This window comes from Oleiphilus sp. HI0043 (assembly GCF_001634935.1).
The window spans coordinates 1-1229 of the sequence record NZ_LWEY01001066.1; the positions used below are offsets into that span (position 1 = coordinate 1).

1 protein-coding gene is annotated in these 1229 nt (G+C 53.9%); it reads right to left on the reverse strand.

Annotation, left to right across the window (positions count from 1 at the left end; all coding sequences use genetic code 11):
• Positions 1 to 140: 140 nt before the first annotated feature.
• On the reverse strand, positions 141 to 1229 hold a 1089-nt coding region (locus A3729_RS11775), incomplete at its 5' end, for a transposase (RefSeq protein ID WP_068633893.1).

A 1229-nucleotide genomic window follows, 5' to 3' on the forward strand; every position in this document is an offset into this window, starting at 1 on the left:
TTTAGCTTCACAGCGCCCAAAGAAGGTCGTATTTTGGTCGATTTGACCGAAAAGTGCCTGGCGAATGGATCTTTAGCCGACAGTTGCCCCACCGGCCTGCCGCAAAGGCTGACAGTACATGGATTGAGAGCTTAGGAGCGTCAATTAAATAAACGAGTCTGCGATGGGCCGAACAGGCTGGGAGTCAGTGGTGGGGCTCGCTCTGGCGGCTGGTTGTGATGGTTAGTATCGGCTTTGGCCGCCTTCTGTTTGAGATGTTTAAGAATCTGCTCGATTATGTCCGGATCCTCAATGCTGGCAATCACTTTGACATGCCCTCCACAGTGCTCGCAAACCTCAATATCAATATTGAAGACTCGCTTAAGTCGCTGCATCCATGTCATGGCGTGGTGCCGCTCTTCAGGGGTCTTATCGAGCCAGTCAGTATCGGCTGCTTCTAGTTTGTCAGGCTTTTTTCCGCGTTTAGCCGGTGTGACCTGAACACGGTGTTTGCTGTTCGGTGCGAAGACTCCGTGGAATCGGGTGAGGTTGACGCGCGGCTTGGGTACCAGTGCAGCCAGCTTGGCCATGAAGTCCATGGGTTCGAAGATCACATGGGTTGTGCCATTGCGATACGGGGTTTTGAGTTCATACCGAACGTGTCCATTGGAGGTCAATGCCAGGCGCTTTTCTGAAACAGCGGGTCGGCTAACGTAGCGGCAGAGCCGTTCGAGTTTATCCCTCTGATGTCCTTCGGCCATCACACCGGCGTGGAGTGAAAAACCTGCCACTTTAGCCGCTTGGCCATAGCCTGGCTTCTCACTTTCGCAATGAGGGAAGGTTTGCAGGGTGAAGACCTTACTCCCTTGCTGGGGGCCGGTGGCGATGCGGTAAGTCACCGAGGAACCGTGCATTTGCGTGAGTACATCTCCTCCTTCCTCGTCCAGCGTCAACCAGGTATTCTCGGCATCTCGCTCCAACAGACCGCGTTTTTCCAGGCAGCGAGCGACCCGGTGGCTGAGGGTGTTAACGAGCGCATTGAGTTCATGTTGAGTGGGTGCCTTGACCCGATGGAACCGCCGTTGGCCATAGGTATCTTCGGCGTATACGCCATCGAGAAATAGCATGTGGTAATGGACATTAAGGTTGAGCGCAGAACCAAAGCGTTGGATCAACGTCACTGCACCGGTTTGTGCGGTAGCCTTGGTAAAACCAGCCTGCCTAATTAAATGCGTAGAGACGGTGCGGTA